13 protein-coding genes are annotated in these 14,403 nt (G+C 29.0%); 2 read left to right on the top strand and 11 right to left on the bottom strand.

Features of this window, described 5'->3' with window-relative positions; all coding sequences use genetic code 11:
- Nucleotides 1-119 precede the first annotated feature (119 nt).
- Nucleotides 120-977 carry a MurR/RpiR family transcriptional regulator gene (locus NG904_RS05060; RefSeq protein ID WP_252212821.1) on the bottom strand — a complete coding sequence of 286 codons (858 nt, stop codon included), beginning with the start codon at nucleotides 975-977 and terminating at the stop codon, nucleotides 120-122.
- A gap of 322 nt (nucleotides 978-1,299) precedes the next feature.
- On the opposite strand from NG904_RS05060, the gene NG904_RS05065 reads away from it, so the two are divergent.
- Entirely contained in the window at nucleotides 1,300-1,479 is a 180-nt protein-coding gene (locus NG904_RS05065) for a hypothetical protein (protein ID WP_252212822.1), read from the top strand.
- Nucleotides 1,480-1,827: 348 nt separating this feature from the next.
- Here the strand turns inward: NG904_RS05065 and NG904_RS05070 are convergent, their stop codons facing one another.
- The 8 genes from NG904_RS05070 to NG904_RS05105 form a co-directional block, all read right to left on the bottom strand.
- Entirely contained in the window at nucleotides 1,828-3,420 is a 1,593-nt protein-coding gene (locus NG904_RS05070) for a solute:sodium symporter family transporter (RefSeq protein ID WP_252212823.1), read from the bottom strand.
- A 117-nt stretch (nucleotides 3,421-3,537) separates the two neighbouring features.
- Entirely contained in the window at nucleotides 3,538-4,434 is an 897-nt protein-coding gene (gene iolE, locus NG904_RS05075; RefSeq protein WP_252230278.1) for a myo-inosose-2 dehydratase, read from the bottom strand.
- A 95-nt stretch (nucleotides 4,435-4,529) separates the two neighbouring features.
- A complete protein-coding gene (iolG, locus tag NG904_RS05080) occupies nucleotides 4,530-5,543 on the bottom strand; it encodes an inositol 2-dehydrogenase (protein WP_252230280.1) in 1,014 nt (337 codons plus the stop codon).
- A gap of 16 nt (nucleotides 5,544-5,559) precedes the next feature.
- Nucleotides 5,560-7,491 carry a 3D-(3,5/4)-trihydroxycyclohexane-1,2-dione acylhydrolase (decyclizing) gene (gene iolD, locus NG904_RS05085; protein ID WP_252230281.1) on the bottom strand — a complete coding sequence of 644 codons (1,932 nt, stop codon included), beginning with the start codon at nucleotides 7,489-7,491 and terminating at the stop codon, nucleotides 5,560-5,562.
- 18 nt (nucleotides 7,492-7,509) lie between these two features.
- Nucleotides 7,510-8,298 (bottom strand): 5-deoxy-glucuronate isomerase, encoded by a 789-nt coding sequence (locus NG904_RS05090; protein ID WP_252230283.1) that lies wholly within the window; start codon nucleotides 8,296-8,298, stop codon nucleotides 7,510-7,512.
- A gap of 15 nt (nucleotides 8,299-8,313) precedes the next feature.
- Nucleotides 8,314-9,333: a 5-dehydro-2-deoxygluconokinase gene (gene iolC / locus NG904_RS05095; protein WP_252230285.1), complete on the bottom strand. Its 1,020-nt coding sequence runs from the start codon at nucleotides 9,331-9,333 to the stop codon at nucleotides 8,314-8,316.
- Nucleotides 9,334-9,410: 77 nt separating this feature from the next.
- The gene (locus NG904_RS05100) at nucleotides 9,411-10,256 is read right to left on the bottom strand and encodes a class II fructose-bisphosphate aldolase (protein ID WP_252230287.1); all 846 of its coding nucleotides are present in this window, start codon (nucleotides 10,254-10,256) and stop codon (nucleotides 9,411-9,413) included.
- Between the two features lie 5 nt (nucleotides 10,257-10,261).
- A complete protein-coding gene (locus tag NG904_RS05105) occupies nucleotides 10,262-11,416 on the bottom strand; it encodes an iron-containing alcohol dehydrogenase (protein ID WP_252230289.1) in 1,155 nt (384 codons plus the stop codon).
- Nucleotides 11,417-11,647: 231 nt separating this feature from the next.
- Here NG904_RS05105 and NG904_RS05110 point away from each other — a divergent pair, with 231 nt between their 5' ends.
- Entirely contained in the window at nucleotides 11,648-12,409 is a 762-nt protein-coding gene (locus tag NG904_RS05110; RefSeq protein ID WP_252212830.1) for a DeoR/GlpR family DNA-binding transcription regulator, read from the top strand.
- Between the two features lie 141 nt (nucleotides 12,410-12,550).
- Here NG904_RS05110 and ribH read toward each other — a convergent pair whose 3' ends face one another.
- Together ribH and NG904_RS05120 are read right to left on the bottom strand one after the other, a co-directional pair.
- Nucleotides 12,551-13,012 (bottom strand): 6,7-dimethyl-8-ribityllumazine synthase, encoded by a 462-nt coding sequence (ribH, locus tag NG904_RS05115; protein WP_252230291.1) that lies wholly within the window; start codon nucleotides 13,010-13,012, stop codon nucleotides 12,551-12,553.
- Nucleotides 13,013-13,103: 91 nt separating this feature from the next.
- The gene (locus NG904_RS05120) at nucleotides 13,104-14,297 is read right to left on the bottom strand and encodes a bifunctional 3,4-dihydroxy-2-butanone-4-phosphate synthase/GTP cyclohydrolase II (protein WP_252212832.1); all 1,194 of its coding nucleotides are present in this window, start codon (nucleotides 14,295-14,297) and stop codon (nucleotides 13,104-13,106) included.
- Nucleotides 14,298-14,403 lie beyond the last annotated feature (106 nt).

A 14,403-nucleotide genomic window follows, 5' to 3' on the forward strand; every position in this document is an offset into this window, starting at 1 on the left:
GATATCTTTATTAATTTGAGATAGCCATTTATTTATTATTTATTATTTATTATTTGTTATTTATTATTTATTATTTATTTAAAATAGCCTTTTGCTTTGTAATATAGTAATAAAGTTAACTAAAATCTTTTACTAGCTATACCATTTCTTATGCGTTCTAAATTGTCTAATGTCTTATCCTTTCTTTTAATTGCTACTCCTACATAAAGCCAGTCAACTATCATTAATGAAGTAAGTCTAGATTCCATGGCTTCACTTCTAAACATAGATTCATTTCCATATGCTATTAAGTGTAAATCTGCAACTTTAGCAAGAGGTGACTTTTCATTTCCAGTAATGGCTATAATTTTAATACCTCTTTTTTTCGCTAAATTAATATTTTCAACTAGTTCTTTATTACTTCCTGAGTTTGAAAAAGCTATAATAGCATCACCACTATTTGCTATAGAAGAAAACATAACTTGCCAATGTGAATCACTTGAAGTAGCACAATCTATTCCTGTTCTAATAAATTTATGATAAGCATCATTTGCAATAGTCCAAGATCCTCCCATTCCAAAAAACATTATCTTTTTAGCATTCAATATTATATCAATTGCTTTATCTAAATCTTCAGTTTTGTTTATTTTTAACGTACTTTCAATACTATTTATATTAGAACTCATTATTTTTCTCATGATGATATATGTATCATCATTTTCTTTTATTTCTTCATAAATATTGTCTATTGGTTCTATTACAGAACCAGCTAGATTAATTTTTAAATCTTGATATCCCTTATAACCAAGCTTACTACATAATCTAAATACAGTTGCTTCACTAGCTTTGCTTACTTCCGCTAATTCTGTTATTGAAAAATGAATTATATTTTTAGGATTTTCTAATACATACTGTGCAACTTTTTTTTCTGCGCCTTTTAATTCACTATAAATATTAGTTATTCTTTCTAAGCATCCCCTGTTTTTCTCATAAGACATAATATCTCTCCAATCAAATGTATATGGTCAAATTATATGATAATTTTTATCCAGAAAATAGACTCTGTTAATACTCCTACTTCTACAAGTAGGAGTATTAACTATATATCTTTACATAACGATTTTTTAATTTAAGATTAACCACAACCTAATCTAAGGCTGAGAACTCTGTTTATATATTTCAATTATAGCATATGAAATTTACTAATGGCAAAATTTATTATTTACATATTTTTATATGTTTAAATTATATATCTTATAATACTATAATTTAAATACTTGGTAATACTAAAACTATTATAGGAAAGGAGTAATTTTTAATATGGATAATATAAAAAAACTTGTTGATTTATTACATACGCAAGCACAATCTTGTAGTAAATGTGCTCAAAAGTCCAAAGAACCAAATGATGGCTCATTTATTCAATATGATAAAAAAGATAGTTTTAGTTCTGATGGAACTGTTAGATATGGTGAAGAGCAAGATGTTGATGATTTATAGCGCACATTTAATTTAAAGTGTAGATATGAGAGTTGGAAGTTTTGAATTTAAAATTCTACCTATAATTTTTTCCTGACTTTCTACTTTATTATTTACTTATTTATTCTTACCCAAATATATTTTTTAGTTTTAAGTTTTATTTAATGTTTTTAAATTTTATATTTCTTAATTTCAAATAAAGAGGCATGAAAATAAATAACAAGTCTAAAGTTGCAATGGATATTTTTCATCAGTCAAGAAGATTAATTGTCCTCATAGCGTGTCTATTAGGTTAATTTAACGACGCAGCATGATGGAAAATAACTAGCAAATGGACTTGTTATTTTTTGATTGTGCCTAATTAATATTTTACCACTGACCTATTCCTAGTGGTGAGAAAATTAAGTATATTAAACACATTGTTCCTACCATAATTCCAGTAGCTAATTTAGCATGTTTCCACGGTGTTAAACTAACTACTGCTTTATTTTCTTGTACAAAATCGGTTTCTCTAGGATTTAATTTTCCTATTATAAGCATAACGATTACACATGTTGGGAATAAAACTCCCAATACGTAAAGAAAATGAACATCTTTTATTAAAAATTTTGATAATGTATATAAAGCTATATGAACAAAAAATGCAATTTTAGGTGCAATCTTAGGAACTCTTTTAGAATAAAATCCTACAACTACAGCTGCTAAAATCGGTACATTATAAAAACCAAAACATTCTTGTAAAAATCCATATAATCCCGTAGGTGCATATAATATAAATGGTGCAACACATGTAGCTATTATTGCAATTATTATATTAAATTTTCTACCAATATGAACTAATTCTTTATCACTAGCTTTTGGTTTCATAAGTGGTTTATAAAGATCTAATGTAAATAAAGTAGCCGAACTATTTAACGCTCCATTAAATGAACTCATAATAGCTCCAAATAAAACTGCAGCGAAAAATCCTAATAATGGTTTTGGTAATACATCTATTAATAATGTAGGATATGCCATATCTGCATTTTCTAATCTTGTTCCATACTTAGCAAATGCAATTACACCTGGTAATACTAAAAAGAAAGGTCCTATTAATTTTAAAAATCCTGCATATATAGCGCCTTTTTGTGCTTCTTCTAAATTTTTAGCACCTAAAGCCCTTTGAACAATTGATTGGTTTGTACAGAAATAGAATAAATTATTAAATAATAATCCAGTCATTAAAACTGGCCATGGAACTAGTGGAGATAGGGAATTTGCTGGATTTATTGCATTTAATTTTTGAGGATTGGCTAGTAAAACATTAAATCCATCTACAAAATTCCCATGTCCAACTGATATTATTCCAAGTACAGGTACCATTAATCCACCCACAAGCAGACCTATTCCATTAATGGTATCTGATACAGCACATAGTTTTAATCCACCATATACTGCATATATACAACCTATTACTGATATCATAAATCCAGTTATTGCTATTGCTTGAAAAGTTGTTATTCCTAAAATATCTGATATTCCAAATATTTTATTTATAACTATAGCACCTGAATACAATACTGTAGGAATGTATGTTACTATATATCCTAAAAGAAGCAACAACGATACTATTCTTTTTGTTGTTGAATCATATCTTTCCTCTAAAAAATCTGGTATTGTTGTAATTCCACTTTTAAAGTACTTAGGTAAAAATATTAAAGCTAAAATTCCTAATGATACACAAGCCGTAGCTTCCCATGCCATTGGTCCCATATTAGTCATATAACTTTGTCCATTTAGCCCTATTATTTGTTCTGTTGATAAATTGGTAAGCATTATTGAACTGGCTATTACAACACCTGATAATCCTCTGCCAGCTAAAAAATATCCATCTGCTGATTCAGTGTTAGAACCTCTAGTCTTATAAAATGATATTACACCTACTAAAACTACAAAAAATATAAAGGTAATTAACGTAAACATTTTCAATCCTCCTTCTATTTTAAGATAAAAGGATTCCATATTATATATATTTATAAAATACTAATTATTATAAAATATAACATGGAATCCTAAAGATAAAATGATAAATTAAATGCTTTAAATACTAGCTTTTTCTTTTATATACTGTCTTCCTTTAATTGCGTATTCAAGAGGATTTGCAATAGATGGATCTTGTTCTGCTTCTATCATTAACCATCCTTCATAATTATTTTCTGCTAATATCTTAAATATTGGTTCAAAATCTATTGAGCCATCTCCAGGAACTGTAAATGCTCCAGCTCTTACACCTTTTAAGAAACTTAATTTTTCATTTTTAACCTTACTCACAATTTCAGGTCTTATATCTTTTAAATGAACATGTTTTATTCTGTGAACATACTTTTTTAGTATTTCAACTGGATTTTCACCTGAGTACACTAAATGACCTGTATCAAATAATAAATATACTAAATTTTCATCAGTAACACTCATTAACTTATCAATTTCTTCTGTTGTTTGCACTCCAGTTCCCATATGATGATGATAAACAATCTTCATTCCTTTATCAGCTGCTAATTGTCCCAATTTATTAAGTCCATGGGCTAATAGCTTCCATTCTTCTTCATTAAAATGATGCTTTCCATCAAATATAGATGTTTCCATTTGTCCTTGAATGCTATGACCTTGTTCTGAAACTACTATAACTTTAGAACCCATTGCATGTAAAAAATCTCTATGATCTATAAATTCTTTTTCAGTTTCTTCATAAGGTTTAGTAGTTAAAAATGAGCTAAACCAAGCACTTGCAATTTGAAGATTTCTCATTTCTAAAGCCTTTTTTAAAACCTTTACATCTTTAGGATATTTATTTCCGATTTCAGTACCCTTAAATCCTGCAAGAGCCATTTCACTCACAGCTTGTTCAAATGTATTTTCTTTCCCTAAGTCTGGCATATCATCATTAGTCCAACCAATTGGACATATTCCTATTTTAACTTTGTCCCTATTAAACATATTAATTCCCCCTAAAATTTCACGAAATATTAAACTATTCTTTCATAAATTATATACAGAATTTTTAAGCATTAAATATATATTTTCTTTTAATATTAATATTGAATTTCTAATATCTTAACAGGTCTATTTTCTTTTAAAGATTTTGTTGCTGCCTTACCTATTAGTACTGCTTTTAATCCATCATCAGCATTTACACAAACTTCTTTATCATTTACAATTGCATCAATAAATTCAGTTATTTCTTCTGCATAAGCTTGTATATATCTTTCTAAGAAGAAGAATAGTGGTTTTTCTCCATTTACTCCATCCTTTGTTGATACAACTGCACTTGAAGTACAGTCATTAGCTACAGCTACTTGTCCAAGTGATCCAAATACTTCTGCTCTTTGGTCATATCCATAAGCTGATTGTCTTGAATTATCAATTACAGCCATTGCGCCATTTTCCATTTTTAATGTAACTATTGCAGTATCTATATCTCCTGCTTCTCCAATAGCTTTATCTACTAATACATTTCCTGCTGCATAAACTTCTTCAACCTCATTTCCTAAAAGATATCTTGCCATATCAAAATCATGAATAGCCATATCAAGGAATAGTCCACCTGAAACTTTAACGTAATCTATTGATGGTGGTTCTGGATCTCTTGAAGTTATTTTAAGAATGTGTGGTTCTCCAATTTTACCTTCTACAACGGCTTCTCTAACTACTTTAAAATTATGGTCATATCTTCTATTGAATCCAACTTGATATTTAACATTTGATTTCTTAAGTTCATCTATAACTTCTTTAATTCTACTTAGTTCATGATCAATTGGCTTTTCACAGAATACATGCTTGCCAGCTCTTATAGCTTCTATAGAAATTGGTGAATGAGTATCTGTTGATGAACATATAAGTACCGCATCTATTTCTGGATCTTCAAGAATTTTCTTGTAGTCATTATAAACATTATTTATTCCCATTTCTTTAGCCCATTTTTTAGTATCATCATTTAAAAATACATCTGCTATTGCCTTTACTTCTGCATTTTTAACGTACTTAGAAATACTTTCTCCATGAACTTTACCTATTCTTCCTGCTCCAATGATTCCAACTTTTAACATAAAAAACATCTCCCTTTTAATATTTTCTTGCACTTTTTAATACTTTTTTATTATTTTCAAAAGCTTTATTAACAGATTCTTTTTTTGATACTTCAGCTAATCCTACATGCCACCATGATTCATATCCATCAGTCATAGTTTTAGGTAATACTTTAATATCAATTAAAGTAGAAACCTTTTGTTTTTTTGCATCTATTAATGCATTCTTTAATTCTTCTAAGTTTTTAGCTGTGTATGTTTTTAAACCATATCCTTCAGCTGCTTTTGCAAAATCTATTGGTATTAATTTACCATTAAGTTTATTTGTTTCATCATTTCTATATCTAAATTCAGTTGCTAAATTTCCTATTCCATTAGACATTTGTAGATTATTTATACAACCAAATCCACAGTTATCAAATAATAATACATTTACTTTTTTATTCTCTTGAATTGAAGTTATAAGTTCTGAATGTAACATTAAATAACTTCCATCACCTAAAATTGAATAAACTTCTTTTTCTGGATCTGCTAACTTTGCACCAAATCCTGCCGCTATTTCATATCCCATGCATGAATATCCATATTCCATATGATAAGAATTTAAAGATTCTGTTTCCCACATTCTTTGAAGATCTCCTGGTAAACTTCCTGATGCTCCAACAATAATTGCATCATCATCAATACATTCTCTAATTAACCCTAATGCAGATGTTTGAGTTATTGTTGTATCAGTTAATTTTTTAAATTCTTCTAAGCTTTCTTTATTTCTAAATTTTATAATTGGCTCAAAATTCTCTTCATATTTTATATTAGTTAGTCTTTTCATTTCTTCTTTCCATACCATTTTTGCATTTTTTATCTCGTATTTATATGAAGAAATATAATTTTCTTTTTCAAGTAATTTATGAAGATATTCTAAACATTCTTTAGCATCTCCAACCATATTACATGAGTCCAATTTACTAGCATGAAATTTTGATAAGTTAATTGTTACAAATTCTACATCTGGATTTTTAAACAATGATTTTGATGCAGTTGTAAAATCTGAAAATCTTGTACCAACTCCAATTACTAAATCAGCATCTTTAGCTATGATATTTGCAGCTAAATTTCCTGTAACTCCAATACCACCTAAATTCATAGGATCGCTTGATTTTATTGAGCTTTTTCCAGCTTGTGTTTCACCTATAGGTATATTAAATCTATTAGCAAATTTAGATAAGGCATCTCCAGCTTCTGAATACCTTACTCCTCCGCCACAAATTATTATAGGTTTCTTTTTATTTTTCATTATATTTAAACATTCATAAAATTCCTCTTCTACAGCTAAAGGTCTAGTAATTTTGTGAACACGTTTTTTAAAGAAGTATTCTGGAAACTCAAAACTTTCTCCTTGAACATCCTGTGGAAGTGCTATACATACTGCGCCTGTTTCAGCTGGATCAGTTAATACCCTCATTGCATTGATCATTGCAGACATTAATTGTTCAGGTCTATTTACTCTATCCCAATACTTGCATACAGGCTTAAATACATCATTTGTAGTGATTCCAAGGTTATAAGACTGCTCAATTTGTTGAAGTACTGGATCTGGTTGTCTAGTTGCAAATGAATCACCTGGAAATAAAAGTAATGGTATATTATTTACTGTTGCTGTTGCTGCTGCTGTGACCATATTTGCAGCTCCTGGTCCTATTGATGAAGAACAAGCTATGATCTTTCTTCTATTATTTTGCTTAGCAAATGCTGTTGCTGCATGTGCCATGCCTTGCTCATTTCTTCCTTGATAAACTCTTAAACCTCTTGGATTCTCATCAAGTGCTTGTCCTAAACCAACCACTATTCCATGACCAAAGATAGTAAATATTCCATGAACAAACTTTTCTTCTTTTCCATCAAAAGAAACATATTGATTATCTAAAAATTTTACTAATGCTTGTGCTGTTGTCATTTTTGTACTCTTCATAAATTCACCTTCTCTTTGTTATTTATCAGGCCATATTTTAACATCTTTATCCCAAAGCCATTTGTGTTCTTCTACATCTATCCTGTCAGTCCATGGATTATTTTCAAGATGCCTAATCATCCAACAATAATACATTGCATATCCTGGTGCTGATGTTTGTGGATGAACATCTCCACCTGTTATTGTTGAAAAACTATTATTAGAGATCTTATATGCATTATCTCCATTTAAACAAAATCCAAAGCCTTGTTCTTTGTTAAATTTATAAAAATATACTTCTGGTTGTGGATGATAATGTGGTGGATAACTTGACCACTTTCCTGGAAATGTTATAACTTCTCCAATTACCATATTAGAATATGGTGCATTGTTATAATCAAATACGGTTCTTACAATTCTTCTTGCAGTTCCATTCCAAGTTCCTTCACCAAAAATATCACTTCTACACTTCTCAGGTGAATATAGTTTTGCTTCAAAATCATTTTGATTATCTGTGCTTTGTATTATTAACTCACTTTCTTCTAAACATTCAACTGTTATTTTTACATTCCTAGGGACATGTAAACACCATGGATCTTCATCAAAAACAGATTTTCTCTCTATTATTTCAAAATCTTTATTCCAAGCTATTTTAACTTTTCCTGTTAGAAGAAGTACTGCTATTTCTTTATCAGCATTGTTGTACTCCTTTATTTCATCTTTTCTTAATTTTTCAACTACAATATCCATTAGCATTTCTTTATTTTTACCGTTAATTTCACATAATATATTTTCACCATATTGCAAATCATGTAATTCATGAACCATTTCATTATCACTCCTTTAACCTCTTGCTATCATTTCTCCATACTGTTCTTTCTTTTCTTTTATAAATTCATTTATCTCTTTTACAGTTGGCATATCTTCAGAACAACTATGACTTGCTACTAACATAGCAGCTGAAGCACTTCCAAATTCCAGAGCATCCATAATATCCCATTCTTCTAATATTCCATATATAAATGCTGAAGCGTATGCATCTCCACCACCAAATGATTTTAACAATTTTACTGGAAATGGCTTAATTTTATATGATTTTCCGTCATTAGTATAAGCTGTAGAACCCTCTTTTCCATGTTTAATTACAACTATTTTATTACCAAAATCTAACCATCTTTTAGCACTTTCTTCATCTGTACTTTTTTCCTTAACAATTAGGCTTTCCATCAAATCAAATTCTTCTCTTGATCCCATAATAATGTCACTTTGCTTTCCAACTATTGAATAATAAATAGCTATTTCATCTTTATTTTTCCAGTTATATTCTCTATAATCCACATCAAAAATTACAACTGTGTCATTCTTTTTAGCAAGCTCTAATGCTTTTAATGCAGCTTCTCTAGATGGACTTTTAGCAAGTGCTGTTCCCGATATTACTATTGCTTTTGTATTTTTTATATATTCCTCATCTATCTCATTAACATCTAACTCTAAATCAGCTATTCCATTTCTATACATCAAAATACTGCTTTCTGTTGGACTTGCTATTTCTGTAAATGTAAGCCCTAAAGACTCTCCATGTTCTGCATACTTCATTTGTGAAGTATCTATTCCTTCATTATTAAAGTAATCAACTACAAATTTTCCAAATTGATCCTTTGAAACTTTACCTATAAATCCAACTTTTTTGCCAAGTCTTGAAAGCCCAACTGCTATATTAGCTGGTGATCCCCCTAAATATTTTTTAAAAGTCTTGCTTTCTGAAAGTGGTCTGTTTATATCTGTTGGATTAAAATCAATTGCTACTCTTCCAATAGGAACTATCTCAAATTTTCTATCTTTTTGAAATTTAATATACCCCATCTTTTAAAACCTCCTTATGTTATATTTCTATAACGCTTAGTGTAATCGTTATCTATCCCTAGCTAAAATTACATTTTTTATGCTTTATTCTCACTACCAAAAATTTTTATATGTTTCTTTACATTCTCATATGCCCCTTGTATTTCAGTCTCATGCAAAGTAAAGTAATCATAGTCTTTTGAATTACTATTTAGATTTTTTACACAATCTCTTACTTTATTAAAAGTTGCAGTTGCTATATTTATTTTTCTTATTCCCATAGTTGAACATTTTTTAAAGTCATCTTCTGATATTCCTGATCCACCATGTAATACTAATGGTATTTTTAAGTTATCATGTAGTTTTGTTAAAATATCAAATCTTAATTTAGGTTCACCTTTATAAACTCCATGAGAATTTCCTATTGCTACTGCAAGAGCATCTATTTCAGTCTCATTTATAAATTGCCTAGCCTCGTCTAAATCAGTAACTTTTATATTTATATCTTCACTACCGTCTTCACTACCGCCAACATGGCCAATTTCACCTTCAACAGCAGCTCCATAATCTCTAGCCAATTTTTCTACTAAGCTCGTTATCTTTATATTTTCTAAAAAATCTAGAGATGATCCATCTATCATTACTGAAGTAAACCCTAAGCTTAATGCTTTTTTTATATTATCTATTGTTAAGCCATGGTCAAAGTGAATAGCTACAGGTACTTTAGCTTTTTCTGCTGCTTTTATCATTGATGGCCCTATTATATCTAATGGTGAATATTTTAATCTCACTTCTGCTATTTGTAATATAATTGGAGAATTTAATTCTTCTGCTGCTTTTATAGCACCAATTATCATTTCCATATTAGCTACACTAAAACTTCCAACTGCATAATTTTCATTGTCTGCTTTTAGTAATAGTTCATTCATACTTACTAATGGCATCTTCATCACCTCCAAAGGGATTTATAAACTTCGACAATATCATCATGTTTAACTGTTTTTAAAGTATTTTGAGGACTTCCACTTTCTAGTGCATCCTTAGCCATTTTATCTAAATTATTGAAAAACTTTTCTTTATCTATTCCATACTCTTTTAAAGTAGGTATAAATAAGATTTTACAAAGCTTATCCACTTCTTCTACAAATTTTCTAGCTGCTATTTCATTCTCTTCCTCTTCATTAGATCTTCTAATGGCTCTAGCAAGATCTGCAAATTTAATATAAGCCCCATCTAATGCAAAGTTAAAACATTCCTTTAATAACATAGCATTTGATATTCCATGAGGTACATGGAATAATGCTCCTATTGGTCTACTCATACCATGTACTATTGTTACTGATGAGTTATTAAAAGCGATTCCTGCTTCTAATGCTGCAATTGCCATTTGAGTTCTAGCTTCTTCATTCTTTCCGTCATTAAATGCTATTGGCAAATATTTAAATATCTTCTTTATTGCTGATAGTGCAAATGTGTCAGAAAGTGGTTGAGACTTTTTAGATGTATAAGCTTCTATAGCATGTGTTAATGCATCTAATCCTGTTGCAGCTGTTATTTTAGGTGGTGCTGTCATAGTAAATCTTGAATCTATAATTGCTAATGTTGGCATTAATGAACTTCCCTTTATTAACATCTTTACATCAGTTTTAGTATCAGAAATTATAGTAAACTTTGTTGCCTCAGATCCTGTTCCAGCAGTTGTTGGTATTGCAACTATTGGTGGTAATTTGTTTTCTATTTGTTTTCCCATATAATCAGATATTTTGCCTTCATTATTTACCATCATTGCTATTGCTTTAGCTGAATCTATTGAACTTCCCCCTCCAACAGCTACTAAGTAATCACAATTTTCTTTTTTATATAAATCTACACCTCTGTCTATCATCACATCTGTTGGTTCACCATTTATTTCGTCATATATAAAATAATTAATTTTTTCTTTATCTAAAATATCAATTACAGCTTGTACATTACCTAACTTAACCATAATGTTATCTGTAACTATTAAAACTTTTCCACCAAATAATTTTAAATCTTCTACACTATCTTCTAATGAATTTTTCCCTGTTAAAATTTTATTTGGAATTATGAATTCATTTGACATTTTACCGTCTCCTTTCAGGTATCTTATGATTAACTTCTTGTTATCTTATGGTTATATTATAAGTACCTGTTTTCTGATTGTCAATATTTTCCTTGTATATTTTTTACTTTTTTTAAATTTTAAGGATATTTATGGTATAATGATGATAATGTCTTTTACTTTATAATTTCATAGTTTATAATTAATATTAGATTCCATATTTTTGAAATAAAATAAAAAGGGGGTATTTAGATGCGTTTAAAAAGACTTGATTTATTAGAAGAATTTATTTATAAACATAGAACCGTATCAATAGATAAACTTTGCGAAGAATTTAAGATGTCAAAAAATACAATTCGTAGAGATATAGATGCCTTAGTTGATAAAGGCGTAATAAAAAAAGTATATGGGGGCGTTACAGTAAATACTCAAAGTAATGAGCTGCTTCCATTTGAAGAAAGAACAATAAAAAATAATAGTGCTAAAATAGATATTGCTAAAAAAGCTGCTGAATTTATTGAAGATGGGGATTCTATATTCATAGATTCTGGTACTACCACATTAAATATAATTGATTATTTAAATGATAAAGATAATATAACGTTATTTACCAATAGTATTAATGTTATTTTAAAAGCAATTCCTCATGATAATATTGATATAATATGTTTATCTGGTAGGTTTAATAGAACTACTTTTTCTTTTACTGGGCTAACTTCTAGTGATGTCTTATCAACTTATAATATAAATAAATCTTTTATGGCTTGTACTGGAATTTCATTAGAAAATGGCCTTACTCACACCTCACCTAATGAATTTAAAATAAAGAAAGTAGCTGTTTCTAAAAGTCATAAAACATTTTTACTTGCAGATAGTTCAAAATTTAATATAGTCTCTTTAATGACCTTTTGTGATGTAAAAGATCTAGATTATCTAATTACAGATAAGTGTCCTTCAGCCAAATATATTGATTATTTTAATAATTATAATGTTGAACTTATAGTTCCTAATTAAATTAAAGAATATTATTAGATATGGTTAATAAAAAATAACAAAAAATCACCTCGTTAAATATATTAAGCTTTTTATTTTTAGCTTGTATATATTTAACGAGGTTGAATTATTCTATTCTGTATATATTAATTTGTCATCTCATTATAGTTTTTTTATTAAATTAGCCATTTCAATTGCACCAACTGCACATTCATAGCCTTTATTTCCTGCTTTAGTTCCGGCTCTTTCTATGGCTTGTTCTATATTATTTGTTGTAAGCACTCCAAACATTACTGGTTTTCCAGTTTCTAATGATACATTTGCAATTCCTTTAGAAACTTCTGAACAAACATAATCGTAATGTGATGTTGATCCTTTTATTACTGCACCTAAACATATAACTGCATCGTATTTAGGACTTTTTGCCATTTTCTTTGCTATTAATGGCATTTCAAATGCTCCTGGTACCCAAGCTACGTCTATATCTTCTACATTTACTCCATGTCTCTTAAGTCCATCTATAGCTCCATCCAAAAGCTTACTACCTATAAATTCATTGAATCTTCCTACTATTATTCCAACTTTTAATCCTTCTGCAACTAATTGTCCTTCAAAAATATTCATTATTAATTCCTCCTAATTTTTTACTTTTTTAATTACTTCGCCCACTTTGCTTATGCATATATCAACGCTCTGCTAAAACATAGCCTAATAATTATATATTTAATAAATGATTCATTTTTTCTTTTTTAATCTTTAAATAAAATTCATCATTTTTGTTTAATGGCATTTCTATAGAAATTCTTTTTACTACATCAATATCATTTTCTCTAAGTCCATCTATTTTTTCCGGATTATTTGTTATTAATTTAATTCTATTTATCCCTAAGTTTTTTAACATATCTGCACTAGATTTATATTCTCTTAAATCTGGTGCAAATCCTAAAGCTAAGTTAGCTTCAACTGTATCTAATCCTTCATCTTGAAGTGAATATGCTTTTAATTTGTTTAAAAGACCAATACCTCTTCCTTCTTGTTTCATATACAGTAAAATACCTCTTCCTTCTTGTGCGATCATTTTCATAGCTGCATCATATTGTTCTCCACAATCACATTTTTTTGATCCTAAACTATCCCCGGTTAAGCATTCTGAATGAACTCTAACAAGTACTGGTTCTTCTCCTGAAATATCTCCCTTTATTAAAGCTAAATGACATTTTTCACTATCATTTTCTTTAAATCCTATAACCTTAAAGTCTCCATATTTTGTTGGAAGTTTTGCTTCCACTTCTTTAGTAACACTTCTTTCATTTCTTAGTCTATATCTTATTAATTCTTCTATAGTTAATATTTTCAAATCATGTTCCTTAGCAAATTTTATTAAATCATCTCTTCTTGCCATACTTCCATCATCTTTTATTATTTCACATATTGCAGCAGCTCCTTTAAAGCCTGCAATTTTCGCTAAATCTACTGAAGCTTCTGTATGTCCTGTTCTTTCTAATACACCTTTTTTCTTTGCTATAAGAGGAAATACATGTCCAGGTCTTCTAAAGTCCTGTGGTCTTTCACTTTGTACTAACATTTTTATAGTGTCAGATCTTTCGAATGCTGAAATTCCAGTAGTTGTATCTATGTAGTCAACAGCTACTGTAAATGCTGTTTCATGATTGTCTGTATTTTTTTCAACCATAGGATTTAATCCTAATTTTAATGCTATTTCTTCTTCTACAGGTGCACACAACAGTCCTCTTGCATATTTAATCATAAAATTCACATTTTCAGGAGTTGCTTTCTCTGCTGGAATAACTAAATCACCTTCATTTTCTCTTCCCTCATCATCAACAATAATAATCATTTTTCCATTTCTTATATCTTTTACACATTCTTCAACAGTACTAAATTTCATTTTCTCTCACCTCATACATAATTTTATTTTAGGATTTGTTTTAAAGTTTTAAATATGTATTGATATCTGCAATAGGCAAAATGGCGTTGTAATTGGACTTTGAGAA

It is taken from the genome of Clostridium sp. ZBS15, from assembly GCF_023845705.1.
Taxonomy (GTDB): domain Bacteria; phylum Bacillota; class Clostridia; order Clostridiales; family Clostridiaceae; genus Clostridium; species Clostridium aquiflavi.

Coding starts and splice junctions, on each gene's coding strand:
- iolD (WP_252230281.1), bottom strand. CDS start 7,491: ATGAAGAGTACAAAAATGACAACAGCACAAGCATTAGTAAAATTTTTA.
- NG904_RS05070 (WP_252212823.1), bottom strand. CDS start 3,420: ATGTTTACGTTAATTACCTTTATATTTTTTGTAGTTTTAGTAGGTGTA.
- NG904_RS05105 (WP_252230289.1), bottom strand. CDS start 11,416: ATGTCAAATGAATTCATAATTCCAAATAAAATTTTAACAGGGAAAAAT.
- NG904_RS05110 (WP_252212830.1), top strand. CDS start 11,648: ATGCGTTTAAAAAGACTTGATTTATTAGAAGAATTTATTTATAAACAT.
- iolE (WP_252230278.1), bottom strand. CDS start 4,434: ATGTTTAATAGGGACAAAGTTAAAATAGGAATATGTCCAATTGGTTGG.
- iolG (WP_252230280.1), bottom strand. CDS start 5,543: ATGTTAAAAGTTGGAATCATTGGAGCAGGAAGAATAGGTAAAGTTCAT.
- NG904_RS05100 (WP_252230287.1), bottom strand. CDS start 10,256: ATGCCATTAGTAAGTATGAATGAACTATTACTAAAAGCAGACAATGAA.
- NG904_RS05065 (WP_252212822.1), top strand. CDS start 1,300: ATGGATAATATAAAAAAACTTGTTGATTTATTACATACGCAAGCACAA.
- ribH (WP_252230291.1), bottom strand. CDS start 13,012: ATGAATATTTTTGAAGGACAATTAGTTGCAGAAGGATTAAAAGTTGGA.
- NG904_RS05120 (WP_252212832.1), bottom strand. CDS start 14,297: ATGAAATTTAGTACTGTTGAAGAATGTGTAAAAGATATAAGAAATGGA.
- NG904_RS05060 (WP_252212821.1), bottom strand. CDS start 977: ATGTCTTATGAGAAAAACAGGGGATGCTTAGAAAGAATAACTAATATT.
- NG904_RS05090 (WP_252230283.1), bottom strand. CDS start 8,298: ATGGTTCATGAATTACATGATTTGCAATATGGTGAAAATATATTATGT.
- iolC (WP_252230285.1), bottom strand. CDS start 9,333: ATGGGGTATATTAAATTTCAAAAAGATAGAAAATTTGAGATAGTTCCT.